This is a genomic window from Qipengyuania sp. Mu-71, assembly GCF_036867055.1.
Taxonomy (GTDB): Bacteria; Pseudomonadota; Alphaproteobacteria; order Sphingomonadales; family Sphingomonadaceae; genus Qipengyuania; species Qipengyuania profunda.
The window spans coordinates 1,347,117-1,371,458 of the sequence record NZ_JBAJHR010000001.1; the positions used below are offsets into that span (position 1 = coordinate 1,347,117).

The window sequence follows — 24,342 nt, forward strand, 5'->3', positions numbered from 1 at the left end:
AGTCCGGGTGCGGCGCGATGGAAAGTCAGTTGCCGATCGGCGCGTTAAGATCGCTGACCGAAATCTCCGCATCGGGCACGCTCGGCGCGGGCATGGCGGGGACCGGTTTATTGTCCGCAGCGATCGACGCCTGGAGGATCCGCGTGGGGTTAGCGGGCGGCTCGCCGCGCTCGATCGCATCGACGGCGGCCATATTGGCAATCACGCGACCGAAATTGGTATAATTCTCGTCGAGGTTGAAGCGCGGGTAGAAGACGAGGAAAAACTGGCTGTTCGCGCTGTCGGGGCTGGCCGAGCGTGCCATCGACACGCTTCCGCGGACATGCGGCATACGGTGGAATTCCTCCGCAATGTCGGGCAATTCCGAACCGCCGGTGCCAGTCCCGGTCGGATCTCCGGTCTGCGCCATGAAGCCGTCGATCACGCGGTGGAAAATGATCCCGTCATAGAACCCCTGCCGGGTCAGCGTCTTGACCCGCTCGACATGGTTGGGTGCCCAGTCGGGCTTCAGCCGGATCGACACGCGCTCGCCATTCGACAGGTCGAGCAGCAGGATGTTTTCGCGGTCCTCGGTCACGTCGAAATTGACCGGCGTGAATACGCGCGTATCGGCTTCCGCTTCGGCGGCAACCGTCGGGTCAGCTTCCTGCGCTTGGGCGGCAAAGGGGGCCGTGGCAAGCGAAAGCGTGGCAGCAATGGCAAGCGAAGTCTTGAGCATCGTCATTCCGTAGCAATGTCCTGGATGGCGGATCGTCTAGCGACCGGCGTCTGTCGGTTCAATGAATAGCTTGGGTAGCCGCGTCAGCCGCCGCGGGGGCCGAGCTTCTGCACCCGCGCCTCGACATCGGCGCGCACGGCGGGGGTCACGAATTTCCCGATCGGCCCGCCATAGAAAGCGATTTCCTTGACCAGACGGCTGGCGATCGGCTGGAGTTCGACATCGGCCATCAGGAAGACGGTTTCGATCTGGTCGTTGAGTTGCCTGTTCATGCCCGTGAGCTGGTATTCATATTCGAAATCGGTCACGCCGCGGATTCCGCGGATGACGATGCCCGCACCCATCTGCTGGGCAAAGTCCATCAGCAGCGAATTGAAGCCGACCACGCGGATGCTCTGGCTCTTGATGCCCGCCACTTCGCGTTCGACCATCGCGATACGCTCGTCATCGTCGAACATGGGCGACTTGGCGATATTGGTGGTGACACCGATGATCAGCTCGTCGACCAGCTTCGCGCCGCGCTCGATGATATCCATATGCCCGAGCGTGATCGGATCGAAAGTCCCCGGGTAAATGCCGATACGCTTGGCCATTAATGATCCCTCTTCACGATGAAACGCGCCAGCTCCACCAGCAGTCGCGCATCCTCGCCATGGTTGGCAAGGTGCCGTCCGGCCTGTTCGACCAGCATGGTCGCCTGCGCGCGCGCCTGCTCGACGCCCATCAGCGTGACGAATGTCTGCTTGCCCTGCACCTCGTCCTTGCGCAGCGCCTTGCCAGCCCGTTCCTCGTCGCCTTCGACGTCGAGCAGGTCGTCGGCGATCTGGAAGGCGAGACCGATATCGCGGGCATAGGCGCGCAAATGCGCCCGTCCTTCGGGTGGCACGCGGCCGAGTACGGCCCCCATCTCGACGCTGGCAGCAAGCAGTGCGCCCGTCTTGAGCTGCTGGAGGCGGGTGATCTGGCGCAGGTCGTAGGCCTGTTCTTCGGACATGATGTCCATCATCTGCCCACCTGCCATACCGTCATGACCGCTCGCGCGGGCGAGCGTGGCGACCAGTTCGGCGCGGACGAAGGGATCGGTGCTGGTATCGGGCTGGCTCAGGATATCGAAAGCCAAGGCATGCAGGCAATCGCCCGCGAGCACGGCGGTCGCTTCGTCGAAGGCGGTGTGCACGGTGGGTTTCCCGTGCCGCAATTCGTCATCGTCCATGCAGGGCAGATCATCGTGGATCAGCGAATAGGCATGGATTGCCTCGACTGCGCAGCCGGCATTGATCGCCGCGCTGCGGTTGACCCCGAACAGGTCGGCAGTCGCGACGAGCAGCAGCGGACGCACCCGCTTGCCGCCGCCGATCGCGGCATAGCGCATCGCCTCGATCAGCCGCGCGCGGGTATCGTCGGGAACGGGAAGAAACGCGTCGAACGCGCTGTCGATATCGGCCTGGACCCGCTCGAACGCCTCGCCAAGCAGGTCGGGCAGCGCGGTAACCACCGTCACGCGGCGCCGCCTGCATCGAAGGGCTCGGTGCCCGCCGGTTTGCCATCGGCCCCGGCCACGATCTTCTCGATCCGCGCCTGCGCCGCATCGAGCCGCGCCTGGCACGCCTTGCGCAGTTTTTCACCACGCTCGTAGAGATCGATGCTCTCGTCCAGCGGTACATCGCCGCTCTCAAGCCGGCGAACCACACCCTCGAGTTCGCGCAGTGCCTGCTCGAAGCTCAAATCCGAAATCTGTGACTGTTCCTCTGCCATCGCAGGCAAGCATTGACGGTCCGCCTGCGCGCGGTCAAGTAAACCCAAACGGGGGAGCCAATATGACGTGGATTGTCGCTGCCATCGCTGTGGCGTTGGTGTTCGGGGCCTTGGACGCGGTGTGGCTGAGCTGGGCCGGACCCAATTTCTATCGTCCCAAACTCGGCGATCTGCTGGCGGACAGTTTCCGCATGGCGCCGGCACTGGTGTTCTACGCTGCCTATGTCGCCGCAGTGGTCTGGTTCGCCGTTCGCCCGGGTCTCGCCAACGGGATCGCCTCCGCCGCGCTCAATGGCGCCCTGCTCGGCGCGATCTGTTATGCGACCTATGATTTGACCAACCAGGCCACGCTGCGGAGCTGGTCGACCACGGTTACCATCGCCGACATCGTCTGGGGCGCGTTCGCTACGGCAGTCGCGGCAAGCGCAGCCACTTTTGCCGCCGACAAGTTCGGCTAGACCATGTTCATCGGCCATTTTGCTCCCGCTTTGCTGGCCCGTGGAATCACCGAGGATGCGCCCAAGCTCGGCGTGCTGTTCATCGCCGCGCAGCTGGTCGACTGGGTATTCTTCACATTCGCGATATTCGGCATCGAGCAGCTTCGCATCGTCCCCGGCATCACTGCCATGAACCCGCTTGATCTGGTCTTCATGCCCTATTCGCACAGCCTCCTCGCGACCGCCGGCTGGGCACTGGTCTTCGGCGTGGTCGTCGGGATCGTCCTGCGCAACATCGTCGCAGCCGCCTGGGGCGCGATCGTGGTGCTCAGCCATTGGCTGCTCGACCTGCTGGCACATCGCCCGGACCTGACCATCGCGGGCGGCGAGGAGAAATACGGGTTTGGCCTGTGGAACACGCCCAGTATCGAAATGCCGCTGGAGATCGGCCTCGTCCTGCTTGCCTACTGGTTCTATATCAGCCGGACCAAGGGGCCCGTAATCCCCCCGCTGATCTTGCTCGCGGCGATGCTGCTGTTCCAGGCGATCAACTGGTTCGGACCGCAGCCCGAAACCGCGGGCGTCGGCATGTATCTCTCGGTCTTCCTGTCCTACGGGATCCTGACCGCCATGGCCTTCTGGGTGCAATCGACACGGTGGCATAAAAACCAGCGGGGTCTGGCGGTCGCGGGCTAGCGGGGCTAAGCGCGCGCGCATGGCAACAGTCGAATCCGCGATCACCCCCGAAGTCGTCGAACAGCACGGCCTCAGCCCCGCAGAATACGAACGCGTCCTGCACGCGCTGGGCCGCGAGCCCAATCTGGTGGAGCTGGGCATCTTCTCGGTCATGTGGTCCGAGCATTGCAGCTACAAGAGCTCGCGGCTGCATCTCAAGAAACTGCCGACCGAGGCACCCTGGGTGATCTGCGGCCCCGGCGAAAATGCCGGCGTCATCGACATCGGCGACGGACAGGCCGCCATCTTCAAGATGGAGAGCCACAACCACCCGAGCTATATCGAGCCCTACCAAGGCGCGGCGACCGGCGTGGGCGGCATCCTGCGCGATGTCTTCACCATGGGTGCGCGCCCGGTGGCGAATGCCAATGCGCTGCGTTTCGGGCGGCCCGAGCATCCCAAGATGCAGCACCTGGTCAAGGGCGTCGTCTCCGGCATCGGCGGCTATGGCAATTGCGTCGGCGTGCCCACCGTATGCGGCGAGACCAATTTCCATCCCGCCTATGACGGCAATATCCTCGTCAATGCGATGACCGTGGGCGTCGCCGATCAGGACAAGATCTTCTATTCCGCCGCCACCGGCGTGGGCAATCCGATCGTCTATGTCGGATCGAAGACCGGCCGCGACGGAATTCATGGCGCGACCATGGCCAGCGCCGATTTCGAGGAAGACGCCGATGCCAAGCGCCCCACCGTGCAGGTGGGCGACCCCTTCACCGAAAAGCTGCTGATCGAGGCTTGCCTCGAGCTCATGGCGACCGACGCGATCGTCGCGATCCAGGATATGGGCGCCGCGGGCCTGACCTCTTCCAGCGTCGAAATGGCGACCAATGGCAAGGCCGGCATCCGTCTCGACATGAACAAGGTGCCGTGCCGCGAAGACGGGATGACGCCCTACGAGATGATGCTGAGCGAAAGCCAGGAGCGGATGCTCATGGTCCTCAAGCCCGGCAAGGAAGCCATGGCGCAGGCCATCTTCGACAAGTGGGAGCTCGATTTCGCGATCATCGGCGAGGTCACCGATACGCAGCACATGGTGCTCGAATTCGATGGCGAAGTCGTCTGCGACATTCCACTCGGCCCGCTGGCAGCCGACGCACCCGAATACGACCGGCCCTACCTGTCCAAGGAAGACTACACCACCTGGGCGGGCATTACGCCGATGCGCGAGCGTCCGGACACCGACGATGTGGGCGGTGACGTGATGAAGCTGCTCGCCTCGCCCAACCTCTCCTCGCGCCGCTGGATCGCCGAGCAATACGACAGCCAGGTCGGCGCGGATACGCTGCAGACCGGCGGAGATGCCGGTGTCGTCCGCGTGCATGGAACGAAGAAGGCGCTCGCGATCACCACCGATTGCACGCCGCGCTATGTCCATGCCGATCCCTATGAAGGCGGCAAACAGGCGATTGCCGAGGCCTACCGCAATCTGTGCGCGGTCGGCGCGCGGCCGCTGGCGGTGACCAATTGCCTCAATTTCGCCAACCCGCAGCGCCCCGAGATCATGAGCCAGTTCGTCCACGCGCTCGAAGGGATGGGCGCCGCCTGCCGCGTGCTCGACTTCCCCATCGTGTCGGGCAATGTCTCGCTCTATAATGAAAGCAAGGCGACCGGGGGTGGCAGCGCGATCCTGCCCACGCCCGCGATTGGCGGCGTCGGCCTGATCGACGACTACGACCGCATGATGACCATGCCTTTCAAGGCAGCGGGCGAGGCGATCTACCTGATCCGCGCCGAACACTGGGCGACGCCCGATCCCGAACGCTCGCACTTGGGCAAATCGCTGTGGCTGTCCGAAATCCATGGCCGCGACGAAGGCCGCACCCCGCCGACCGACCTCACCGTCGAGAAGAACGCGGGCCGGATCGTGCGCCAGCTGATTGCCGATGGGCTGGTCAGCGCCGTGCATGATGTGTCCGATGGCGGACTGGCGATCGCGCTGGCCGAAATGGCGATGGCGGGCGGGATCGGCGCCGAGGTCGAATGGCATCAGGACTACACGCAGGCGCAGTGGTGGTTCGGCGAGGATCAGGGCCGGTATGTGGTGACCGTGCCCGATACCGAGGCGCTCAACCGCGCGCTGGCCAAGGGGACCGAGAGCGATGAAACCGCCTCGATCGGGTTCCGCCGCATCGGCAAGACCGGCGGCAGCACGCTGTTCGGCAAGAGCGTCGACGACATGCGCGCCGCGCACCAGAGCTTCTTCGCCGACTGGATGGAAGGCTGACGCGGTGGCGGCGGGCTATTCCAATACGCCGCTGGCGAAAAAACTCAGCCTGCGCGACGGCCAACGGGTGTGGTTCGATGGCATGCCCGAGGCCATCCAGGACGATATTGGCGAATACGCGCTCGAGCTGACCTTCGTCGGCGGACCGGAGGAAGGCCCGGACGCTGCGCATATCTTCGTTACCGAACGGGCGCAGCTGGAGGCGAAGCTGGTGACGCTGCGCGACCACATGGCGCGCGACGGGCATGTCTGGGTCAGCTGGCCCAAGCAGGCGGCAAAGCTGCCGACTGACATCACCGAGGACACCATCCGCGAGGTTGCACTGCCGCTGGGACTGGTCGATACCAAGGTCTGCGCGGTGGACGAGACCTGGTCGGGCCTCAAGCTGGTCATCCGCAAGGAATTGCGCTGACCCCTGCATGGGCTAGAACATCGCCCATGCGCGACCACGACACCGTCCCCTATTCGCTGCCCGACCTGCCCGACGAGGACCGCATCGCCCGCGCCCGGGCCCTGCGCGACCGGTTGAAACACCGCCGTAGTTGCCGCTATTTCTCCGACCGGCCGGTTCCGCGCGCGATTATCGAGGCGGCGATCGAGGCCGCTGGCAGCGCTCCCAATGGCGCGAACCACCAGCCCTGGCATTTCGCGGTGGTCTCGTCCCCTGACAAGAAACGCGCAATCCGCGAGGCGGCGGAAGCCGAAGAACGCAATTTCTATGCCGGCAAGGCAAGCGGTGAATGGCTCGACGCGCTGGCCCCGCTCGGAACCGATGCGGACAAGCCCTTTCTCGAAACCGCCCCCTGGCTGATCGTGGTCTTCGCCCAGCGCAAGGGCGGGATCGAGGAAGACGGCACCACCCAGAACTATTACGTCAACGAAAGCGTCGGGATCGCCTGCGGTATGCTCATTGCGACACTGCATGAAGCAGGGCTCGCCACGCTGACGCACACACCCTCGCCCATGGGATTCCTGCGCGAATTATGCGGTCGGCCCGATCACGAGAAACCGCTGATGGTGGTGGTGGTCGGACACCCGGCTCAAGGCGCCACCGTCCCCGCGCATGCGCTGAGGAAGAAACCGCTGGAACAGATTTCCAGCTGGCTGTGATCTCAGGCGGCTGCCGCCATTTCACGCTCGGACTGCTGCGCTAGCAAATCGTAGGGGTCGATCCCCTCTGCGCGCCAGACGCGGTGGCATTCCCGATACCAATTGGGCTCAGGGATGTTCAGTTCGGCGCGCGCTTCTTCGAGATCCTTGGTCAATAGCTCGCGGATCGAGAGGCCGACCAGCGTGGGACAGGCCGCGCCGGTACGGTGGGCCTGGCGTACCGCCTTCAGGATCGGCGCCGCGCTCTTCACCTGCTGTTTCAGATGGAATGAGCCCGCATAGCCGAGCAGCAAGTGCCCCTGGCTGGGCGCCTGGCCATGGGTGAACAGCAGCACGCACTGTTCACCCAGCGCATCGCGGCCATAGCCGGTCAACACATGCATCAAATCGTGCGTGTCGCGCTGGCGGTAGCCGAACCACTGGACCAGATCGTCATAGCTGGGACGGCCGGTCTTGTTCGATTCCTCGACCAGTCCGGCAGCGGAGAGACCTTCGCGCTCCATGAAATCGCAATAGGCCTGCGCGACCGAACCTTGGGGGAGCCGTCGCAGGGCCTCGTGATCGTCGAGGATCGGCGGGAGAAAGGGTTCGCTCGCCCGCAACGCCTCGCCATGCGGACTCAGCGTCAGCGCGCGCACGCGGGGTAGGAATTTGGCGGAAGGAAGCGCGTCGTAGATCCTGAAGACCTCGGCGGTATTTTCCTTGTCCTTGAGCAGCCTGCGAGTGTTTCACCGCCGTAAATGGCCGATAGCGAGCCTTGGGTCGGCGCGGGTGCCGCAGCGGCGTGCCATCGCGGGCGGCATCGAGATCGGCGGAATTGAAGGCGCTGCTGGTCATGGATCTATTCATATCAGATCGGTCTTTAACGGAAACCGACCTCCCACGATTGGAAATGCTCGCCACGCCTATGCCGGGCTGAATTCCTCGACCCACTCGCTCTCGGGGATGCCGAACAGCTTGAGGATGGGGGTCAGTCCCGCGCTGGCGATTCGGCCATTGGCGGCATCGCGCGCCTTGGGCTTGGCGCGGTAGGCAATTCCGTAATCGGCTGCCTGCAGCATGGGGATGTCGTTCGCGCCGTCGCCGGTTGCCAGCACCCGCGCGCCGTCGCCCAGGCCGGTCCGCTCCTCCTCCAGCGTCGCCAGCTTGGTCGAGGCATCGCTGACCGGTCCGGCAAGCAGGCCCGTCAACTTGCCCCCCGCCACGCCGAGACGATTGCCGACCACGCGTTCGAAGCCAAGATCCCGCGCCACCGGGTCGGCGAAATGATGGAAGCCGCCCGTTACCAGCACGGTCCGGCAGCCTTTGCTGCGCAGGGTCGCGGCCAGCGTGCGGGCACCTTCGACCGGGCGAATCCGCTCGCGCAGGCAGCGGTCGATCGCGCTTTCCTCAAGACCCTCGAGCAGCCCCACCCGCTCTTTCAGCGCGCTGGTGAAGTCGAGTTCGCCTTGCATTGCGCGCTCGGTGATCGCGGCGACCTGGTCCTTGATCCCCGCATAGTCGGCAAGCTCGTCGATGCATTCCTGGCCGATCATCGTCGAATCCATGTCAGACACGAACAGACGCGGGATCTCGATTTCGTGATCCGCCACGAGAAGGTCGCATTCGCCGAACTGCTCGACGAGGATCGCGGTAAGCTGCGCGCGGTCGCCATGCGGGAGCGAGAGCTGGAGCACATCGCCGCAGAAGTCGAGCAGCCCGGCCATCGCCACCGGCATATCCGCTGCAGCGCAAGCCTGCATTGCTGCATCGAGGCGTGTTTCCACCCCCTCCATGTCTGCTATCAGCCGCGCAATGAGCACCTTGAACCCTCCCGAGAAAAAGCCGGTCGCGCTCATTGCAGGGCCGACCGCGAGCGGCAAGAGCCAACTCGCGGTCGAGCTGGCGCAGCGACTGGCGCGTGCCGGGCGGCGCGGGGTCATTATCAATGCCGATAGCCAGCAGGTCTATCGCGACCTCACGATCCTCTCCGCGCGTCCAACCGTTGGCGAGATGGGCGGTATAGAACACCGATTGTTCGGCACCTGGGACGGGGCAGAGGCGTGCTCGGCTGCCGATTGGGCCGCTGCCGCGAAAGACGTCGTCGCCGAAATTCATGGCGCGGGGGATGTGCCGATCCTGTGCGGGGGAACCGGTCTTTACCTGCGCACGCTGCTCGACGGGATCGCGCCGGTGCCAGAAATTGATCCCGAAATCCGCGAGGCCGTGCGCGCCTTGCCGCAAGCCGATGCGCGTAGCTCGCTCGAAAGCGAGGATCCTGCCGCCGCTGCCCGCCTCGCCCCCGCCGATACCACGCGCACGACCCGCGCACTCGAAGTAGTGCGATCGACGGGTCGCACATTGGCCGAATGGCAGGCGCAGAAGACCGGCGGGATTGCCGGGGACATCGCGCTGCACCCGCTCATCCTGCTCCCCGATCGCGACTGGCTGAACGCGCGCTGCGAACTGCGTTTCGAACGCATGCTGGACACGGGCGCGATTGCCGAGGTCGAGGCGCTGCTTGCGCGTGACCTCGATCCAGACCTGCCGGTCATGCGCGCCATCGGCGTGCGCGAGATCGCGGGGATGCTCCAAGGCGAACTATCGCGTGCTCAAGCTATCGCCGCTGGCCAGACCGCGACCCGTCAGTATGCCAAACGGCAATATACGTGGTTCCGCAACCAGCCCCCGGATGAGTGGCCGCGCGCGGATAACAAAACTATTGTCGAGTGCGATTATTTTGTTTCATTGTTTCACGATAACGGTTGACCACGCAATTCAAGGCCCCTATTGGGTGCCTGTCGGCCCGGCGCTATAGACCCCAGCGCCGGGTCGATTTGTGTCTTGCAAGCACCGGAAACGGGCCGGAGGTTAGTGTGAATACCGAGCGCAGCGGCGCTGCAATCCTGATCGAATGCCTCAAGCGGCAGGATGTCGAATTCGTTTTCGGCTATCCCGGCGGCGCGGTCCTGCCGATCTATGACGAGCTGTTCGCCGACGACGGCATCCGCCACATCCTCGTGCGGCACGAGGCCGGCGCCGCGCATGCCGCCGAAGGCTATGCCCGCTCGACCGGCAAGCCCGGCGTGGTGCTCGTCACCAGCGGACCGGGTGCGACCAATGCGGTCACCGGTATTGCCGATGCCTATATGGATTCGATTCCGCTGGTGGTGATCACCGGACAGGTCCCGACGGCGCTGATCGGAACCGACGCGTTCCAGGAAGCGGACACCGTCGGCCTCACGCGTCATTGCACCAAGCACAATTACCTCGTGAAGGACCCCGAGCGCCTGCAGGCGACGATCGAGGAAGCCTTCCGCATTGCCACCACCGGCCGTCCCGGCCCGGTGGTGGTCGACATTCCCAAGGACGTCCAGATCGCCCTCGCCAATTGGGGCGAACAGGACGACACCCCCCTCCCCTCGCACCGCTATCAGCCGCGCATGGTCGGTGCGGCGGATGAGATCGCCGAAGCCATCGACATGCTCGCTGCGGCGGAACGTCCGGTTTTCTATACCGGTGGCGGCGTGATCAATGCCGGGCCGCATGCCAGCGCGATGCTGCGCCGCCTGCAGCATGCCACCGGCGCGCCCGTCACCAGTACGCTGATGGGCCTGGGTGCCTTTCCCGCCGATCATCCCGACTGGCTCGGCATGCTCGGCATGCACGGCACCTATGAAGCCAATATGGCGATGAACCGCGCCGACCTGATCGTCGCGATCGGGGCGCGGTTCGACGACCGGGTGACCGGGCGGCTCGATGCCTTCGCGCCCGAGGCGAAGAAGATCCACATCGACATCGACCGTGCGAGCATCAACAAGATCGTCCCCGTCGATCTCGGCATCGTCGGCGATTGCGGGCATGTGCTCGAGCAGATGCTCGAAGCCTGGGGCGGCCGCAAGCCGCGCGACCTGTCCGAATGGAACGCCCGCATCCTCGGCTGGAAGGCGCGCGACTGCCTCGCGTACCCCGAGCGTGGCAGTGAACAGATCATGCCGCAGAAGAGCATCGAGCGGCTGTTCGCCCTGACGCAGGACCGCGATCCGATCATCACTACCGAGGTCGGCCAGCACCAGATGTGGGCGGCGCAGTATTTCCGGTTCTTCGGACCGAACAAATGGCTCACCAGCGGCGGTCTGGGAACGATGGGTTACGGCCTGCCCGCCGCAATCGGTGCGCAGCTTGGCAATCCGGACAGCCTCGTGATCGACATCGCGGGCGAGGCCAGCATCCAGATGAACATCCAGGAGCTGGGCACGGCGAGCCAGTACCGCCTGCCGGTCAAGGTGTTCATCCTCAACAACGAATACATGGGCATGGTTCGCCAGTGGCAGGAACTGACCTATGAAAGCCGCTATTCGAACAGCTATTCGGACAGCCTGCCCGATTTCGTGAAGCTGGCCGAAGCATACGGCTGGAAGGGCATCCGCATCGAGGATGAAAGCCAGCTCGACGCCGGGATCGAAGCGATGCTCGCGCATGACGGCCCGGTGATGGTCGATTGCCAGGTGGCGAAGGAAGCCAACTGCTTCCCGATGATCCCCAGCGGCGCCGCGCATACCGAAATGCTGCTCTATGGCGACCAGGTGGGCGGCACGATGGACGACGAAGCGAAGGCATTGGTGTGATGGGCATGATGGCGAAAATTCCGCAGGGCTTCGAAACGCGCGCCGAGCGCCGCAGCTGGTATTCGCGCGCGGATGCGGAAAGCCTGCTCGACTGGCTCGAAGACAATGGACACCGCTTCGTGGGCATGGATGTGGCGCAGAAGCAGGACGACGGGAACTGGACGCTGCTGTCCGACGGGCTCGACCTGACGCGGCAGACCGAGAATTTCGAAGCGGTGCGCATGGGCCGCGTTTTTCTGGCCGAGTATGATGGCGATGGCCGGATGTTCGAACCCGTGTGGCAGGATCGCGCGCGATGAAGATCACCCAGGAGGCGAACGAACGGCACGTCCTCAATGTCATCGTCGATAACGAACCGGGCATCCTCGCCAAGATCACCGGCATGTTCACCGCGCGCGGGTACAATATCGACAGCCTGACCGTGGCCGATATTTCCGAAGATCACGCGATCAGCCGCATCACTATCGTGACGCGCGGGCCCGAACCGGTGATCGACCAGATTCGCGCACAGCTCGAACGGCTGGTGCCTGTCCACAAGGTCATCGATCTCACCGAAAGTGGTGAGCATGTCGAGCGCGAGCTGGCGCTGGTCAAGGTCGCCGGCAAGGGCGACGACCGGGTCGAGGCGCTGCGGATCGCGGAACTGTTCCGCGCCAATGTTGTCGATACCACCACCAGCAGTTTCGTATTCGAACTGACCGGCTCGCCCGACAAGATCGACAGCTTTATCGTCCTGATGCGCGAGCTCGGCCTGGTCGAGGTTGGCCGCTCGGGGATCGTGGGAATGATGCGCGGGGCCCGGCCCGACTAAGCGAGACAATTTCATCGCTCCGGCATAAGCGGGAGCCTATCCAACCTATCGCCAGCGGGCGACCTTATCTGGGCCCCTGCTTCCGCAGGGGCGACGCGAGGGAAAAACAATGCAAGTTTATTACGACGCCGATTGCGACCAGCAGCTGATCAAGGACAAGAAGGTCGCGATCGTCGGCTATGGTAGCCAGGGCCATGCCCATGCCCAGAACCTGCGCGACAGCGGGGTCGGCGAGATCGCCGTGGCGCTGCGTGAAGGCTCGGCCAGTGCCAAGAAAGCCGCCGATGCGGGCTTCACCGTCAAGACCGTTGCCGACGCCGCCGCATGGGCCGATGTCCTGATGATCCTCGCACCCGACGAGCACCAGGCGGCGATCTATGCCGATGAAGTTGCCGGCCAGATGAAGCCGGGCAGCGCGCTGGCCTTTGCGCATGGCCTCAACATCCATTTCGGCCTGATCGACCCGCCCGCGGATGTCGACGTGATCATGATCGCCCCCAAGGGCCCGGGCCACACCGTGCGCGGCGAATATATCAAGGGCGGCGGCGTGCCCTGCCTCATCGCCATCCACCGGGAATCGAGCCAGTCCGGCGGCAATGGCTTCGCCAAGCAGCTCGCGCTGTCCTATGCCAGCGCGGTCGGCGGTGGCCGGTCGGGCATCATCGAAACCGATTTCAAGGAAGAATGCGAAACCGATCTGTTCGGTGAGCAGGCGGTGCTGTGCGGCGGGATCACCCATCTGATCCAGGCCGGGTTCGAAACGCTGGTCGAGGCCGGCTATGCGCCCGAAATGGCATATTTCGAATGCCTCCACGAAACCAAGCTGATCGTCGACCTGCTGTATGAAGGCGGCATCGCCAACATGCGCTATTCGATCTCGAACACGGCCGAATATGGCGACATCAAGACCGGCCCGCGCATCATCACCGACGAGACCAAGGCCGAGATGAAGCGCGTGCTGAAGGACATCCAGTCGGGCCGGTTCGTCAAGGACTTCGTGCTCGACAACCAGGCCGGCCAGCCCGAACTCAAGGCCAGTCGCAAGGCCGCCGCGGCGCATCCGATCGAACAGACCGGTGCCCAGCTGCGTGCGATGATGCCCTGGATCGGCGCCAACAAGCTGGTCGACAAGGACCGGAACTGATCGTTACTGTCGGCATCCGTCGAGAGGGGACTCGCCGATGGATGCCGACAACCGACTGAACTTTGCCTGCGCCTGCGGGACGTTCGCGGGGACGATCCACCGGGCGACCCCCGACCAGGGCGACCATGTCGTCTGCCATTGCACGGATTGCCAGGCCCTCCCGGCTTTTCTCGGAGCCGCCGAGCATATTCTCGATGATGCGGGAGGCACGGCGCTCTACCAGTCGCGCTGCGCCCGGCTCGAATTCGCGCGCGGCAGCGAGCGGCTCGCCTGCCTGCACCTGACCGACAAGCCGACGCTGCGCTGGTATGCGATGTGTTGCGACACGCCGATGTTCAACACCTATGCCACCGGCCGGATCCCCTACGTCACCACCATTCTCGCCAATTGCGAAGCGGCGGGGCGCGAACGCCTCGGCACGCCGCTCGGGCATCTGTTTCTCGAGGATGCACCGGGTTCGACAGAGGGGCTCAAGCCACTGTCGATGACCACGCTGATGCGGCGTTTTCTGGTGCGGATGGTAAAGGATTACGTGTCGGGCGACCACCGCCGCAATCCGCTGTTCGATCCCAAGACCTTGCAACCAATCGTCACGCCACGGCGGCTCACACCCGAACAGCGCCTCGCGCTCTCGTAGCGTAGGAACGGGTGCCGCACACGGGAACGGGTACTTGCCGACGATCATTCAGAACTAAGCATCAACAGGAGGCCGACCATGAAGAAATCGATCCTTGCCCTCGCGCTCGCCGCCAGCGGCACGCTCGCCGTGACCGCAATTTCTGCGCAGGAACAGCCGCAGGTGCCCGGCGCACCCGATGTCAGCCGGGTCCAGGCAGGCGACTATACGCTCGATGCTTCGCATACGCTGGTCAGCTGGCAGATCGGTCATTTCGGCTTCAACGACTATTTCGGTCTGTTCGGCCAGATCGAAGGGACGATGGCGCTCGACCCGGCCAATATCGGAGCAACCGAGTTCGACATTACAGTGCCGATCACCAGCGTCTCGGTGCCGAGCGAAGGTTTGCGTGGCCATCTGCTGCGACCGGGCAAGGATGGAGCGGCCCCCGACTTCTTCGGCCCCGAACCTGAAGCGGCGCGCTTCGTTTCCACCTCGGTCCGGCGCACGAGTGAGACGACCGCGGTCGCGACCGGGCAGTTGACGATGAATGGCAAGACCGGTTCGGTCACGATGCTGGTCGAATTCTCCGGAGCCGGCGAAAACCCCATGAGCAAGGCACAGACCGTCGGCTTCCACGCCCGCGCACAGATCGACCGTACGGCGTGGGGCATCAGCTATGCCGCGCCGCTGGTCGACCCCATGGTCGACCTTGAAATCAGCGCTGCCTTCGAACGCGACTAAAGCCCTCTCGACAAGCGCATAACGAGCGGCCACGGTCCGCCGCATGCGCTTGTCAGACTGCCACAATATCGACGATTTCCGCCGCCTGGCGCGGCGACGGCTGCCGTGGCCTGTGTTCGACTACATCGACGGTGCCGCCGATGACGAGATCACCAAGACGCGCAATACTAGCGCCTTCGACGAGGTCGACCTCGTCCCCGATGTGCTGGCCGGGGTCGGCGAGATCGACACCGGCTGCACGATCATGGGTCGCCGCAGCGCGCTACCGCTGATGCTCAGCCCGACCGCGCTGCAGCGGGCCTTCCACAAGGACGGCGAGCGGGCGGTCGCGAGGGCGGCGGCAAAGTTCGGCATCTGGTTCGGAATCTCCAGCCTCGCCACCCATTCGATCGAGGAAATCGCCGCGCTCACCAGCGGCCCGAAGCTGTTCCAGCTCTACGTTCACAAGGACAGGGGGCTCAATGCCTCGATGATCGAACGCTGCCGCGACGCGCAATTCGACGCGCTGGCGCTGACAGTCGACACGATCGTTTCGGGCAAGCGCGAGCGTTGCCTGCGATCGGGCTTCACCACCCCGCCCCGCTTCAGCGCTTCTTCGCTGTGGAGCTATGCGACGCGCCCGCGCTGGACGCTCGAATATGTGTTCGGGCCCAAATTCCGCCTGCCCAATCTCGATGGGCATGTGCAGCAAGGCAGCGGGAAATCGGTCAGCATCCAGGACTATTTCAACACCATGCTCGATACGAACATGGATTGGGACACTGCCGCGCGGATCCGGCAGGACTGGGGCGGCACTTTCGCGCTGAAGGGCGTGATGAGCGCCGCCGACGCACGCCGCGCAGTCGAGATCGGCGCCGATGCGATCTGGATATCCAACCATGGCGGCCGCCAGCTCGATGGCAGCCGCGCCCCCTTCGACCAATTGCGCGAGATCGTCGATGCAGTCGGCGGCGAGATCGAGATCGTTCTCGATGGCGGGGTCCGGCGGGGCACGCATGCGCTCAAGGGCCTCGCGGCGGGCGCCACCGCAGCCTCGGGTGGCCGCCTCTACCTCTATGCGCTTGCCGCGGCGGGGCAGGAAGGCGTCGAACGCGCGATCGAAATCCTCAAGGAAGAGATCGAACGCGGCATGCGGTTGATGGGTGTGACGTCGATCGACCAGCTCACAGCCGACCGGCTGCGCTGGCGGTAAGCGCTCACCCAGTCATTGCGGGCGCAGCGAAGCAATCCAGTCCCGCGCTTGGCTGCCAGTCCCGCACCTTCTGGATTGCCGCGTCGCCTGCGGCGCCTCGCAATGACTGGGTTCGGAATTCAAACCATCTTGGCGAAACAGGCGCGCAATTCCTGCACGAACAGCTCGGGCTGCTCCCATGCGGCGAAATGCCCGCCGCGCTCGACCTCGTTCCAATAGACCAGCTTGGTCAGCGTCCGCTCCGCCCATTCGCGCGGTGCGGGGAGGATTTCTCCGGGAAACGCGCTCGCGCCGGCAGGGATCGCGACGATGCCTTCGCCGAAACTGCCGAAGCTTTCCCAATACAGCCGCGCCGCCGAGGCTCCCGTCGCGGGCAGCCAATAGAGCATGATGTCGTCGATCACCTGGTCCATCGACAGGACATCCCACGGCGAACCGTCATTATCGGTCCAGAAATAGATCTTCTCGAGCATCCAGGCCGCGAGGCCCACCGGGGAATCGACCAGCGCATAGCCGATCGTTTGCGGGCGCGTGCTCTGCTGCTTAGAGTACCCCGAATCCCACTGCTGATAGAATCCCAGCCGCTGCAGCGCCTTGAGCACTTTGGGATCCTTGCTTTCCATATCGCCGGGTCCGGGACGACCGATCGGCATGTTGAGATGGATGCCGCGGCACCCGTCCGGCGCAAGCTGGCCGATAGCGGTGGTTACTGCGGCGCCCCAGTCGCCTCCTTGCGCGACCCAGTGGCCGTAGCCAAGCCGCTGCATCAGTTCGGCCCAGGCGCGCGCAATACGCTCGACCCCCCAGCCCGTTTGCCCCGGCTTGCCCGAAAAACCGTACCCGGGCAGCGATGGCGCGACGACATGGAAGGCGGGCGCCGCCGGATCCGAAGGCTCGACCAATTCGTCGATCACGCCAAGGAATTCGACAACCGACCCCGGCCAGCCATGGGTGATGATCAGCGGCAGCGCATCCTCGCGCGACGAGCGCTTGTGGAGGAAATGGATATCGAGCCCGTCGATCTCGGTGATAAACTGGCCGATGGAATTGAGACGCGCTTCGCAGCGCCGCCAGTCATATTCGATCCGCCAATAGGCGACCAGTTCCCTGAGCGCCGCCAGCCGCATGCCCTGCGACCAGTCGTCGACCGGTTCTTCCTCGGGCCAGCGGGTCTGGTCGTGCCGGTCGGCCAGCGCCACCAGCTGGTCTTCGGGAATGGCGAGTTCGAACGGGCGGATCGCGGTCATGCCGGCTCGCCCGTTGCTTTCTTCGAGGCTGCCACCACCCGGCTCATATCCGCGAGCAGGATCGTGCTTGTCGCTTTGGCGAGCACGTTACCTTCCGCATCCTTGAGATGGCCTTCGTAGAAGCTCGTCCGCTTGCCATGCCGCTCGACCCATGCCTCGGCCACGACCAGCCCAGGCCTCGTCGGAGCGAAATAGCTGACCTTGAGTTCCAGCGTCATCGGGACGATGCCCGGCCCGTTCTTCGCCATCGCCGCATGCGCCATCGCCGCATCGATCCATCCGCTGATGAAGCCGCCCTGCACTACGCCGCCCGAATGGCATTGCTCGCGCTTGGCCTCGTATTCGAGGCTCGCATGGCCCTCCGCGTCGGTCGATACGACCCGTATCAGTCCCAAAGTCTCGTTCAGCGAATGCCCCTCGGCCATGCTCTCTCCTGCGCAGCGTGAAATATAATTTCTCGCGATGCCCAAGACTGTTTTGCTTTACAACCCTGCCTGGCTTTCGCATAGCAATCGCCATGCACATTGCACTTGGCCTGACCCTGCGACTTACCCGCCCTTGGGCGTGATAGCTGGCGTACCTCTCCGGGTGCGCTAAGCGCCCAAGGGACCGACTTTCACCCAGCCAGTTACGCTACAGCCGAGTACATCCCATGCCCATGCTCCGCGATCCGAGCAGCAAATATTCGCCCTTTCCGCAGGTTCCCCTCGCCGACCGCCAGTGGCCGACGCGTACCGTCACTGCGCCGCCGCGCTGGCTCAGCACCGATCTGCGCGACGGCAACCAGGCGATCGTCGATCCGATGGATGCGCATAAGAAGAACCGGTTCTTCGACCTGCTGGTCGAAATCGGGGTGCGCGAGATCGAGGTCGGTTTCCCCAGCGCGGGCGCGACCGAATTCGATTTCATCTCCGGCCTCGTGCAATCGGACCGCATCCCCGACGATGTATTCGTCCAGGTACTCACCCAAAGCCGCGAGGATCTGATCCGCACCAGTTTCGCCAGCCTGACCGGCGCGAAGCAGGCGATCGTCCACCTCTACAACGCGGTCAGCCCGGCGTGGCGCGAAGTGGTCTTCGGGATGACCAAGGACCAGGTCCGCGACATCGCGGTTCACGGCGCCAGGGTCATGCGCGACGAGGCAGGCAAGCAGCCCGGTACCGACTGGCATTTCCAGTACAGCCCGGAAACCTTCTCCACCGCCGAGCTCGATTTCAGTCTCCAGGTCTGCGAGGCGGTGATGGAGGTGCTGGCCCCGACATCCGACCACCCGATCATCCTCAACCTGCCCGCCACGGTCGAGGCGGCGACGCCCAATATTTACGCCGACCAGGTCGAATATTTCATCCGCAATTTGCCCAACCGCGACAGCGCGGTGATCAGCCTGCATACGCATAATGACCGCGGCACGGGCGTCGCGGCGGCCGAACTCGCGCTGATGGCCGGCGCCGACCGTGTCGAAGGCTGCCTGTTCGGCAATGGCGAGCGCACGGGCAATTGCTGCCTCGTGACGATGGCGCTCAACATGTACACGCAGGGCGTCGACCCGGGGCTCGATTTTTCCGATATCGACCGCGTGATCGAGACGGTCGAATATTGCAACGAACTGCCCGTTCACCAGCGCCATCCCTATGGCGGCGAACTGGTCTACACGGCCTTTTCGGGTAGCCACCAGGACGCGATCCGGAAGGGTTTCGGCGCGCTCGAAACGCAGAACGACCCGCACTGGCGCGTTCCCTATCTGCCGATCGACCCCGCCGATCTCGGCCGCAGCTACGAAGCGGTGATCCGGGTCAATTCGCAATCCGGCAAGGGCGGCTTCGCCTGGGTGCTCGAACAGGACCAGGGGCTCAAGCTGCCCAAGAAGATGCAGGCCGATTTCGGCCCTCACGTCCAGCGCATGGCCGATGCGCTGGGCCGCGAACTCAACGCTGCCGATATCTGGGACGCGTTCAAGGCCGCCTATCACGTCCAGACGAGCGACAAGCATTTCCAGCTGGTTGATTACGAGGAACGCCGCGGGACCGACGGGACGCGGCTGTTCACGGGGACGATCGCGGTTGCAGGGCAGGAACAGACGGTTTCGGGTCGCGGCAACGGCCTGATTTCCTCGGTGCTGACAACGATCGAGGATGCCTTTGGCCTGCAACTGGAAGTGGTCGACTATACCGAACACGCGCTGACTGCCGGACGCGACAGCCGCGCGGCCGCCTATCTCGAATGCCGCGATGCCGCAGGGCGGACGATCTGGGGCTGCGGGATCGACGAAGACGTGGCGACTGCCAGCGTCAGGGCAGTGCTGAGTGCCGCGAATTCGGCGGTCGAAGACGCCTAGCTGACCACGGTCAGCGGTAGTTTCCTGACCGGCCCTTCGCGTGGCCCGAAACGGTCGATGTCCTGTGCGTGGCGGAGGCAATTGCGTCCCGAGGCCTTGGCCGAATAGAGCGGACCGTCCGCCGCCTGGAGGGCCATGGTCGAACTGCACCGCTCCGCAATCCGGGCGACGCCGACGCTGGCGGTGATCGAAAAGGTGCCGCCATCGCTGTCGGTCATGACCCGGCGCTGGATGGCGAGCCGTAGGCGTTCGCAAACCTTCGATACTGTCTCCAATGCCGGGCCGACCGCAACCATCCCGAACTCTTCCCCGCCCACCCGGGCGAAGAAGCAGTTTTCCGTGGCAGCCTCGCGCATGATCTGAGCGACCTGCTTCAACGCCATATCGCCCACGGTATGGCCATAGGTATCATTGACGCGCTTGAAGTGATCGAGATCGATCAGCGCCAGCGCGAAGGGATGGTCGTGGGCGCTCTGAAGATGGCCTTCGAGGACATCGAGGAAGGCCCTGCGATTGGGTAATCCGGTCAGCGCATCGGTCCGCGCTTCCAGCGTGGCCTGAAGCTCCTCTAGCTTGCGCTCCGTTACGTCGCGAATGGTCACGACGAAGGCCGAGGGCTGTTGCTTGGACGATTCGACCGCACGCAGCTTGGCTTCGAGCCAGATGGTCTGGCCGCCGCGCACGACGGACCGTTCGAAAATCTCCGTCCGGCCCGGATGCTGCGCGGCAGCGGCAAGCGCAGCGGAAACGATCTCCTTATCGGTATCGCTGAAAAACACCGCCAGATGTAGATTCATAACCTCCTCGAGACCGCTCAGGCGCTGCGATGAAGGCGATGCGAAGCGGATCGTCCCGTGCCGGTCGAGATGCAGCAGCGCATCGTCCGAATGGTCCGCGATGAGCCGCAGCATGGCTTCGCGATCGACCAGCTCCTGCATGACCCGCTCACGCTGGTTGAGTGCGACTGCAAGCGGGAAAGAGATCAGCAGTAATCCTGCGAGGTAGAATTGGAGGAACAATGCCTTCTGCCACAATGGCATGGCGAGTTCGGCAAGGATGCCCGCGTCCATCCCGAGCGATCCGGCAGCGGCTATCGAGATGGTCAGCACTGCGATGGAGGCACCGAAGCGCCCGAAACGGAAGCTGGCGAGCACCAGCGGGACGATCGGCAGGAATAGCAAAGGCAATGTCGACTGGAGGAAGGCGACCAGCGAAATGGCGATCGTCAGCACCACCATTCCGGCAAAGGACGCCACCCTCTCCCGCCGCTTCAACAACGCCTGCGGTCCAGAGCGGCTCGCGGACCCCAGCAACAATACCAGCGGCATGACCAGCAGGGTGCCGAGGCCATGCGCAACCGCCCACGAGAAGGCATGGTCGTGCCATTCGCCGCCGACAATCTGCATGACCACGATCCCGCCCGCTACCGAGGACGGCAGCGGGCCGACCAGTCCGGCGAGAAAGCCCAGCCAGACGATCCCGCTTTCGCGGTCGAGATAATCACGCTGAGGGCGGAAATGCAGCAGCAGCCGCGCAATGAACCAGGCCTCGAAAATATTGATCAGCCCCAGCGGGAAGGCCCATTCATGGCCGAAGCCGAACAGGCTTGTCGCCAGCGTGCTCAGCACGACCAGCACCGCGGCTGCCATGAGGTGGCGTGATCGCGGAAGGGAAAGGAACAGGGCCGCGGCAATCGCGGTTCCGGGCCACACCAGCGCCAACCCGCCGGCAAACCGCGTCCAAAAGATCGTGAACGAGGTCACGACAAAGAAAATCGCGCCGTAAAGAGCGATCTGCCACACCGGGTGCGTTCGAGGTAATGCCCGTCCCATAAGGCAGCGATAGAGCGGTAAGGTTAACGGCTGGAAAGGATTGCGTCAGGAAACGCCCCTACCATTTTACCGCGCGATTGCGGCAACTGCCAATGGAGCGAAGCCCGCCAATTTTCCTTGTCAGGACTGCGGTACATGTGTTCCATCGTCGCAGGCCCCGGAACGGGGGCCGTACGACACCTAAAGGGCAGCGAAGGGGAGAGAGCCGCCGATGACCGAAGAGATCCTCGAACCCGGTCTGCCGATCATCGATCCGCACCACCATCTGTGGGACCTGCGCGCACTGGTGCCCGCCTTTCCCGAACCGCGACACGATTTCATCGAAGCGATCGCGGGCGCTGCCTATTACACCTTCGACGCGCTACATGCCGATACGCATTCGGGCCACAACGTCGTGGGCACCGTGTTCATGGAATGCGGCGCCTTCTACGATGCCGCGCGTGACGAGGCGATGAAGCCGGTCGGCGAGGTCGAGTTCGTCAATGGCGTGGCGGCGCAGGGGGCAAGCGGCCTCTATGGCGATTACCGCCCCTGCGCGGCGATCGTCGGACATGCCGATCTGACATTGGGCGACGCGGTCAAGCCGGTGGTCGAAGCGCTGGTCGCGGCGGGCAATGGTCGCTTCAAGGGGATTCGCCACAGCGCCGCGTGGGATGCCGATCCCGCAGTGCTCGGCCCGCCGTTCCATGCACCCGAGGGCCTGTATGGCTCGGACGCCTTTCGCGCCGGGATGGCCGCCTATTCCGAATATGGCCTGACCTTCGATGCTTGGCTGCTGGAACCGCAGCTTGCCGATGTCCTCGCGCTCGCCAAGGCTTTCCCCGACCAGCAGATCGTGCTCGACCACTGCGGCACGCCGCTCAACATCGCCTGCTATCACGGCAAGTTGCACGACCGCTTCGACGGCTGGCGCCGGTCGATCCGGGCGATTGCCGAATGCCCCAATGTCGCGGTCAAGCTGGGCGGGCTGGCGATGGCCTTCTGCGGCCTGCCCGACACCGGCCCCGACAAGGGCCACGGTTCGGAGCATCTCGCAGGACTGTGGCGGCCCTATATCGAGACCTGCATCGAAGCCTTCGGCGCGGACCGGGCGATGTTCGAATCGAACTATCCCGTCGACCGCTGGGGCGCGAGCTATCCGGTGCTGTGGAACGCCTTCAAGCGGCTGGCCAGCGGGCATAGCGCGGCGGAGAAACACGCGCTGTTCGCTGGCACCGCAGCACGCATTTACGATATCGAGCACGTTCTCCCCGCCACTTGACGTTGACGTAACGTCACCCTCGACAAGCGCGGGAACGCGCCATACGCCCACGTCTCACGACACCAGCGAGGAGCCCGCCTACCATGACCCTGCCCGCCCCCTTCGACAAACTGCGCATCCCCGTCATCGGATCGCCGCTGTTCATCGTATCCGGGCCGGAACTGGTCATCGCGCAGTGCAAGGCGGGCATCGTCGGCAGCTTCCCCGCGCTGAATGCGCGGCCGCAAAGCCAGGTCGACGAATGGCTGCACCAGATCACCGAGGAACTGGCGGCGCATAACCGCGACAATCCCGAGCGCCCGGCCGCGCCCTATGCGGTCAACCAGATCGTCCACAAATCGAACGACCGGCTCGATGCCGACATGCAGACCTGCGCCAAATGGCAGGTGCCGATGGTCATCACCTCGCTCGGCGCGCGCGAGGAAGTGTTCAACGCGGTCAGCGGATGGGGCGGGATCACCATGCATGACGTGATCAACAACCGCTTCGCGCACAAGGCAATCGAAAAGGGTGCAACGGGGTTGATCCCCGTGGCTGCGGGGGCCGGCGGGCATGCCGGCGTGCTCAGCCCCTTCGCGCTGATGCAGGAAATCCGCGAATGGTTCGACGGGCTGGTCGCGCTCTCGGGTTCGATCGCGCATGGCCGCTCGATCCTTGCCGCGCAGGCACTCGGCGCGGACTTTGCCTATATCGGCTCGCCATGGATCGCGACCACCGAGGCCAATGCCGACGAAGCTTACAAGGAAGCGATCGTCGAAGGCGGCGCGGATGGCATCGTCTACACCAATCTGTTCACCGGAGTGCACGGCAATTACCTGCGCTCGAGCATCGAGAGCGCCGGGCTCGACCCCGACGATCTGCCCGTGAGCGACCCGACCAAGATGAACTTCGGCAGCGGCGGCAATACCAAGGCCAAGGCGTGGAAGGACGTATGGGGCTCGGGCCAGGGCATCGGCACGGTCACCGCCAGCGCACCGGTCGAGGACACCGTGGCGCGGCTCGAACGCGAATACACTGCGGCGAAAGAAGCGCTGGCGCGCGCGACTGCCTAGGGCGCGGTCGCGCCCCACAAGATTTCGGCCATCGCGTCGAGGTCGGTGAAATCCATCCCCTTGCCTACCGGGTCCTTGCGGTTGAGCCGCAAGGGCTGGCGCTCGTCGAGCAGCCGCCGACGTAGCGCCCGCTGGAGCAGCGAGAATCGCATCAGCGCGGTATCCGCCGCACCGCGTGGATCGGCCAGCGTCTGGCGTGACCAGCGCCGCTCGATCCGCCCGACGCGTTCGATGACCATTGCATTGTAATCGCGATGCGGTCCGCGGTGCAGCGGCAGCGCAAGTCGCCGCACCGCCTCCTCGCGCGCAGGCAGCAGCAGCCCGTTGCGCCGGAAGTCGTCGAATCCGATCCGGTCCTTGCCCAGCGTCTCGATCAGCGGGGCGAAACACCTTTTGCCGAGCAGCTCGCAGGGCAGCAGGTGATGCCTCTGAAGCGCCGGATCGTACTGCGGCGACCCCCGCCGGTTGACCGCGCGAAACGGCAAGCGACGGCGCATGTGCGAGGGAGTGTATTGCGTG

The 24,342-nt window shown here is 64.3% G+C and carries 26 protein-coding genes; 16 read left to right on the top strand and 10 right to left on the bottom strand.

What is annotated here, in order from left to right:
* Positions 1–25: 25 nt before the first annotated feature.
* The 4 genes from V6B15_RS06695 to V6B15_RS06710 form a co-directional block, all read right to left on the bottom strand.
* Positions 26–718 (bottom strand): peptidylprolyl isomerase, encoded by a 693-nt coding sequence (locus tag V6B15_RS06695; RefSeq protein WP_334200524.1) that lies wholly within the window; start codon positions 716–718, stop codon positions 26–28.
* An 83-nt stretch (positions 719–801) separates the two neighbouring features.
* Complete coding sequence (gene coaD / locus V6B15_RS06700) at positions 802–1,311, bottom strand: pantetheine-phosphate adenylyltransferase (RefSeq protein ID WP_253516010.1); 510 nt, start codon at positions 1,309–1,311, stop codon at positions 802–804.
* Positions 1,311–2,219: a polyprenyl synthetase family protein gene (locus V6B15_RS06705; protein WP_334200525.1), complete on the bottom strand. Its 909-nt coding sequence runs from the start codon at positions 2,217–2,219 to the stop codon at positions 1,311–1,313. Before V6B15_RS06705 ends, coaD begins: the two co-directional genes overlap by 1 nt.
* Positions 2,216–2,473, bottom strand: a complete 258-nt coding sequence (locus V6B15_RS06710) for an exodeoxyribonuclease VII small subunit (protein ID WP_253516016.1) — start codon at positions 2,471–2,473, stop codon at positions 2,216–2,218. The genes V6B15_RS06705 and V6B15_RS06710 overlap by 4 nt, the downstream gene beginning before the upstream one ends.
* 62 nt (positions 2,474–2,535) lie before the next feature.
* On the opposite strand from V6B15_RS06710, the gene V6B15_RS06715 reads away from it, so the two are divergent.
* Genes V6B15_RS06715 through V6B15_RS06735 form a run of 5 tightly spaced genes read left to right on the top strand, consistent with a single transcriptional unit; the run spans position 2,536 to position 6,982 of the window.
* A complete protein-coding gene (locus V6B15_RS06715; protein WP_334200526.1) occupies positions 2,536–2,931 on the top strand; it encodes a DUF2177 family protein in 396 nt (131 codons plus the stop codon).
* A gap of 3 nt (positions 2,932–2,934) precedes the next feature.
* Positions 2,935–3,606, top strand: a complete 672-nt coding sequence (locus V6B15_RS06720) for a hypothetical protein (protein ID WP_334200527.1) — start codon at positions 2,935–2,937, stop codon at positions 3,604–3,606.
* A 19-nt stretch (positions 3,607–3,625) separates the two neighbouring features.
* Complete coding sequence (gene purL / locus V6B15_RS06725) at positions 3,626–5,872, top strand: phosphoribosylformylglycinamidine synthase subunit PurL (protein ID WP_334200528.1); 2,247 nt, start codon at positions 3,626–3,628, stop codon at positions 5,870–5,872.
* A gap of 4 nt (positions 5,873–5,876) precedes the next feature.
* Entirely contained in the window at positions 5,877–6,284 is a 408-nt protein-coding gene (locus V6B15_RS06730) for a DUF3052 family protein (protein ID WP_334200529.1), read from the top strand.
* A 26-nt stretch (positions 6,285–6,310) separates the two neighbouring features.
* Positions 6,311–6,982 carry a nitroreductase family protein gene (locus V6B15_RS06735; protein WP_334200530.1) on the top strand — a complete coding sequence of 224 codons (672 nt, stop codon included), beginning with the start codon at positions 6,311–6,313 and terminating at the stop codon, positions 6,980–6,982.
* Positions 6,983–6,984: 2 nt separating this feature from the next.
* Here the strand turns inward: V6B15_RS06735 and V6B15_RS06740 are convergent, their stop codons facing one another.
* Both V6B15_RS06740 and serB read right to left on the bottom strand, forming a co-directional pair.
* Positions 6,985–7,620 (bottom strand): Coq4 family protein, encoded by a 636-nt coding sequence (locus V6B15_RS06740; protein ID WP_334200531.1) that lies wholly within the window; start codon positions 7,618–7,620, stop codon positions 6,985–6,987.
* Positions 7,621–7,887: 267 nt separating this feature from the next.
* Positions 7,888–8,820, bottom strand: a complete 933-nt coding sequence (gene serB / locus V6B15_RS06745; RefSeq protein WP_334200532.1) for a phosphoserine phosphatase SerB — start codon at positions 8,818–8,820, stop codon at positions 7,888–7,890.
* Between serB and miaA the strand changes: the two genes are divergently transcribed.
* From miaA to V6B15_RS06785, 8 genes are all read left to right on the top strand, one after another.
* Positions 8,777–9,730: a tRNA (adenosine(37)-N6)-dimethylallyltransferase MiaA gene (gene miaA, locus V6B15_RS06750; protein ID WP_334200533.1), complete on the top strand. Its 954-nt coding sequence runs from the start codon at positions 8,777–8,779 to the stop codon at positions 9,728–9,730. The genes serB and miaA overlap by 44 nt on opposite strands.
* 107 nt (positions 9,731–9,837) lie before the next feature.
* Positions 9,838–11,589 carry a biosynthetic-type acetolactate synthase large subunit gene (gene ilvB / locus V6B15_RS06755; protein ID WP_334200534.1) on the top strand — a complete coding sequence of 584 codons (1,752 nt, stop codon included), beginning with the start codon at positions 9,838–9,840 and terminating at the stop codon, positions 11,587–11,589.
* 5 nt (positions 11,590–11,594) lie between these two features.
* The gene (locus tag V6B15_RS06760) at positions 11,595–11,888 is read left to right on the top strand and encodes a hypothetical protein (RefSeq protein WP_334200535.1); all 294 of its coding nucleotides are present in this window, start codon (positions 11,595–11,597) and stop codon (positions 11,886–11,888) included.
* Entirely contained in the window at positions 11,885–12,400 is a 516-nt protein-coding gene (ilvN, locus tag V6B15_RS06765; RefSeq protein ID WP_334200536.1) for an acetolactate synthase small subunit, read from the top strand. Before V6B15_RS06760 ends, ilvN begins: the two co-directional genes overlap by 4 nt.
* Before the next feature lie 109 nt (positions 12,401–12,509).
* Positions 12,510–13,544, top strand: a complete 1,035-nt coding sequence (ilvC, locus tag V6B15_RS06770) for a ketol-acid reductoisomerase (RefSeq protein WP_334200537.1) — start codon at positions 12,510–12,512, stop codon at positions 13,542–13,544.
* A gap of 37 nt (positions 13,545–13,581) precedes the next feature.
* Positions 13,582–14,181 carry a DUF6151 family protein gene (locus V6B15_RS06775; protein ID WP_334200538.1) on the top strand — a complete coding sequence of 200 codons (600 nt, stop codon included), beginning with the start codon at positions 13,582–13,584 and terminating at the stop codon, positions 14,179–14,181.
* A 78-nt stretch (positions 14,182–14,259) separates the two neighbouring features.
* On the top strand, positions 14,260–14,904 hold the full coding sequence (locus V6B15_RS06780) for a YceI family protein (RefSeq protein ID WP_334200539.1): 645 nt from the start codon (positions 14,260–14,262) through the stop codon (positions 14,902–14,904).
* A 43-nt stretch (positions 14,905–14,947) separates the two neighbouring features.
* Positions 14,948–16,096, top strand: coding sequence for an alpha-hydroxy acid oxidase (locus V6B15_RS06785; protein WP_334200540.1), 1,149 nt, complete (start codon positions 14,948–14,950; stop codon positions 16,094–16,096).
* A gap of 119 nt (positions 16,097–16,215) precedes the next feature.
* Here V6B15_RS06785 and V6B15_RS06790 read toward each other — a convergent pair whose 3' ends face one another.
* Together V6B15_RS06790 and V6B15_RS06795 are read right to left on the bottom strand one after the other, a co-directional pair.
* Positions 16,216–17,343, bottom strand: coding sequence for an epoxide hydrolase family protein (locus V6B15_RS06790; RefSeq protein WP_334200541.1), 1,128 nt, complete (start codon positions 17,341–17,343; stop codon positions 16,216–16,218).
* Positions 17,340–17,768 (bottom strand): PaaI family thioesterase, encoded by a 429-nt coding sequence (locus V6B15_RS06795; RefSeq protein WP_253516076.1) that lies wholly within the window; start codon positions 17,766–17,768, stop codon positions 17,340–17,342. The genes V6B15_RS06790 and V6B15_RS06795 overlap by 4 nt, the downstream gene beginning before the upstream one ends.
* Positions 17,769–17,995: 227 nt before the next feature.
* On the opposite strand from V6B15_RS06795, the gene leuA reads away from it, so the two are divergent.
* Complete coding sequence (gene leuA / locus V6B15_RS06800) at positions 17,996–19,678, top strand: 2-isopropylmalate synthase (protein ID WP_334200542.1); 1,683 nt, start codon at positions 17,996–17,998, stop codon at positions 19,676–19,678.
* Here the strand turns inward: leuA and V6B15_RS06805 are convergent.
* Positions 19,675–21,510 carry a sensor domain-containing diguanylate cyclase gene (locus V6B15_RS06805; RefSeq protein WP_334200543.1) on the bottom strand — a complete coding sequence of 612 codons (1,836 nt, stop codon included), beginning with the start codon at positions 21,508–21,510 and terminating at the stop codon, positions 19,675–19,677. The two genes, leuA and V6B15_RS06805, sit on opposite strands and share 4 nt — an antisense overlap.
* A gap of 211 nt (positions 21,511–21,721) precedes the next feature.
* Between V6B15_RS06805 and V6B15_RS06810 the strand changes: the two genes are divergently transcribed.
* Complete coding sequence (locus V6B15_RS06810) at positions 21,722–22,771, top strand: amidohydrolase family protein (RefSeq protein ID WP_334200544.1); 1,050 nt, start codon at positions 21,722–21,724, stop codon at positions 22,769–22,771.
* An 83-nt stretch (positions 22,772–22,854) separates the two neighbouring features.
* Positions 22,855–23,823 carry an NAD(P)H-dependent flavin oxidoreductase gene (locus tag V6B15_RS06815; protein WP_334200545.1) on the top strand — a complete coding sequence of 323 codons (969 nt, stop codon included), beginning with the start codon at positions 22,855–22,857 and terminating at the stop codon, positions 23,821–23,823.
* Here the strand turns inward: V6B15_RS06815 and V6B15_RS06820 are convergent.
* Positions 23,820–24,320, bottom strand: coding sequence for an AHH domain-containing protein (locus V6B15_RS06820; protein ID WP_334200546.1), 501 nt, complete (start codon positions 24,318–24,320; stop codon positions 23,820–23,822). The genes V6B15_RS06815 and V6B15_RS06820 overlap by 4 nt on opposite strands.
* Positions 24,321–24,342 lie beyond the last annotated feature (22 nt).

Coding starts and splice junctions, on each gene's coding strand:
- V6B15_RS06695 (WP_334200524.1), bottom strand. CDS start 718: ATGCTCAAGACTTCGCTTGCCATTGCTGCCACGCTTTCGCTTGCCACG.
- coaD (WP_253516010.1), bottom strand. CDS start 1,311: ATGGCCAAGCGTATCGGCATTTACCCGGGGACTTTCGATCCGATCACG.
- V6B15_RS06710 (WP_253516016.1), bottom strand. CDS start 2,473: ATGGCAGAGGAACAGTCACAGATTTCGGATTTGAGCTTCGAGCAGGCA.
- V6B15_RS06715 (WP_334200526.1), top strand. CDS start 2,536: ATGACGTGGATTGTCGCTGCCATCGCTGTGGCGTTGGTGTTCGGGGCC.
- V6B15_RS06720 (WP_334200527.1), top strand. CDS start 2,935: ATGTTCATCGGCCATTTTGCTCCCGCTTTGCTGGCCCGTGGAATCACC.
- purL (WP_334200528.1), top strand. CDS start 3,626: ATGGCAACAGTCGAATCCGCGATCACCCCCGAAGTCGTCGAACAGCAC.
- V6B15_RS06735 (WP_334200530.1), top strand. CDS start 6,311: ATGCGCGACCACGACACCGTCCCCTATTCGCTGCCCGACCTGCCCGAC.
- miaA (WP_334200533.1), top strand. CDS start 8,777: ATGAGCACCTTGAACCCTCCCGAGAAAAAGCCGGTCGCGCTCATTGCA.
- serB (WP_334200532.1), bottom strand. CDS start 8,820: ATGAGCGCGACCGGCTTTTTCTCGGGAGGGTTCAAGGTGCTCATTGCG.
- V6B15_RS06760 (WP_334200535.1), top strand. CDS start 11,595: ATGATGGCGAAAATTCCGCAGGGCTTCGAAACGCGCGCCGAGCGCCGC.
- ilvN (WP_334200536.1), top strand. CDS start 11,885: ATGAAGATCACCCAGGAGGCGAACGAACGGCACGTCCTCAATGTCATC.
- ilvC (WP_334200537.1), top strand. CDS start 12,510: ATGCAAGTTTATTACGACGCCGATTGCGACCAGCAGCTGATCAAGGAC.
- V6B15_RS06775 (WP_334200538.1), top strand. CDS start 13,582: ATGGATGCCGACAACCGACTGAACTTTGCCTGCGCCTGCGGGACGTTC.
- V6B15_RS06780 (WP_334200539.1), top strand. CDS start 14,260: ATGAAGAAATCGATCCTTGCCCTCGCGCTCGCCGCCAGCGGCACGCTC.
- V6B15_RS06785 (WP_334200540.1), top strand. CDS start 14,948: ATGCGCTTGTCAGACTGCCACAATATCGACGATTTCCGCCGCCTGGCG.
- V6B15_RS06790 (WP_334200541.1), bottom strand. CDS start 17,343: ATGACCGCGATCCGCCCGTTCGAACTCGCCATTCCCGAAGACCAGCTG.
- V6B15_RS06795 (WP_253516076.1), bottom strand. CDS start 17,768: ATGGCCGAGGGGCATTCGCTGAACGAGACTTTGGGACTGATACGGGTC.
- leuA (WP_334200542.1), top strand. CDS start 17,996: ATGCCCATGCTCCGCGATCCGAGCAGCAAATATTCGCCCTTTCCGCAG.
- V6B15_RS06805 (WP_334200543.1), bottom strand. CDS start 21,510: ATGGGACGGGCATTACCTCGAACGCACCCGGTGTGGCAGATCGCTCTT.
- V6B15_RS06810 (WP_334200544.1), top strand. CDS start 21,722: ATGACCGAAGAGATCCTCGAACCCGGTCTGCCGATCATCGATCCGCAC.
- V6B15_RS06815 (WP_334200545.1), top strand. CDS start 22,855: ATGACCCTGCCCGCCCCCTTCGACAAACTGCGCATCCCCGTCATCGGA.
- V6B15_RS06820 (WP_334200546.1), bottom strand. CDS start 24,320: ATGCGCCGTCGCTTGCCGTTTCGCGCGGTCAACCGGCGGGGGTCGCCG.